Origin of the sequence: Kocuria oceani, from assembly GCF_029524215.1 — a bacterium.
In the GTDB taxonomy this organism is placed as follows: domain Bacteria; phylum Actinomycetota; class Actinomycetes; order Actinomycetales; family Micrococcaceae; genus Kocuria; species Kocuria oceani.
The window spans coordinates 1-1,564 of the sequence record NZ_JARAMH010000048.1; the positions used below are offsets into that span (position 1 = coordinate 1).

Below are 1,564 nucleotides of genomic sequence, written 5' to 3' on the forward strand. Positions count from 1 at the left end.
ATAGGGGTATGGGTGAACCACTTCAATTACCATCGGCCCCATACCGCCTGTGGCGATCAGCCCCCGGCCTCACGCGTCCCGGCCCGTGCTAGTAACGTCATGCCCTCTTACAACTGATATGTAGGGGATTCCTGTCAAGAGGGCAGGGTGAGGCGCCGCCCGGATGGCTTCCGGACGGCGCCTCTTGTTGGCCCAGCCAGTGCTGACCGGGGAGCGTGTCGATGACGACGCGCGGTCAGACTGATATGCGCGGGTTGGCTACCGCAGGACGGTGTTCGGCTGGAGCGGACCGCTTGTCTAGGATCGAGCGTCACACCACGACAGCGGTCGTGGTGCTGCTCATAGTTGTTCCGCGGATCGCTCCACGCGCTGCCTCCCGGGGAGCACCGGCGGGCCGGCTCGTGGGGTGGGGCCTATCCGGCGGCGACCTCGTCCCTCACCTCGTCCATGACGGCCAACGACCAGCACCACCCGGCCAGTTCTCGAGCGATGGCCACGGTGGCGACGGTCGGGCGTTTCTTGCGCTCGAGCATCCGCACCCAGCGTTCGTGCAACCGGCGGTTGCCGGCGTCCCCGCGGGCCCGGGCCGCGGCCGGGGCCTTGTCCCAGCGGGCGCGCATGGTGGCACCGATCCGGTAGGCGGGCCGGTGGTGCCAGGCGGCCTCGACCAGCAGCCGGCGGGCGTGGGTGTTGCCGGTCTTGGTGATCGGCCCCTGTGCTCTGCTCGCTCCGGAGGAGTGCTCGGAGGGCACCAGCCCGAGGAAGGCGCCGATGGTGTTGCCGGTGAACCGGTGCCAGTCGCCGATCTCCACCGCCAGTCCGAACCCGGTGAGGGTGGATATCCCGCGCAGGCAGCACACCCGGGCCACCACCGGGGTGAACTCGGAGTCAGCAGCCATCGCCGTGATCGCCGCATCCAACCGGTCACGGCGGGCCAGGGTGGCCAGCACGGCCTCGTGCTCGGCGTCGAAAGCCATCCGGGTCGCCGGGTTGGGAAGATGCTGACGGGCCAGCCACGCATGGTGGGCACCCGTCCAGGCCGCCCCACCGGTGTAGACGATGCCGTGGCGCAACAGCAGCTTCGACACCCGGTGGCGGGCGCGCATCAAATCCCCGCGGCAGTCCTCCCTGGCCCGCACAAGGTCCCGGGCCGCTTCCTGTTCCACGCTGGGGACCGTCACCGCGGTGATCTCGTCCAGGCGCAGCAACCGGGCCAGGTGCACCGCGTCGCGGGCATCCGTCTTGATCCGGTCCCCGGAGGGGCGTTGCAGCTTCGACGGGGCTGCCACCACGCACCGGATGCCGTCGGCTTCCAGGGCCCGGGACAGCCCGAAGCCGGTCGGGCCGGCCTCGTAGGTCACCGCCACCGGGCCGGGCAGGTCCTGGATCCAGGACCGGATGTGGCCGTGGTCGGGGGTCAATCTGGTCTGGACGAGTTCGCCGGTGGATCCGTCGATCGCCGCGGCTACGACCGATCGGGCGTGCACATCCAGGCCTACGCTCGTACGCTCTGTAAACACCGGGGCCTCCCACTGCTGTCGGATAGGCCGGGCAAGGGAGTACT

The 1,564-nt window shown here is 69.8% G+C and carries 1 protein-coding gene and 1 pseudogene; one reads left to right on the forward strand and one right to left on the reverse strand.

Features of this window, described 5'->3' with window-relative positions; translation table 11 throughout:
* Nucleotides 1-117, forward strand: a pseudogene (locus PU704_RS19890) (IS481 family transposase); the annotation flags it as partial.
* Nucleotides 118-413: 296 nt separating this feature from the next.
* Here PU704_RS19890 and PU704_RS19895 read toward each other — a convergent pair.
* Nucleotides 414-1,520: an IS110 family RNA-guided transposase gene (locus tag PU704_RS19895; RefSeq protein ID WP_465261027.1), complete on the reverse strand. Its 1,107-nt coding sequence runs from the start codon at nucleotides 1,518-1,520 to the stop codon at nucleotides 414-416.
* Between the last annotated feature and the right edge of the window lie 44 nt (nucleotides 1,521-1,564).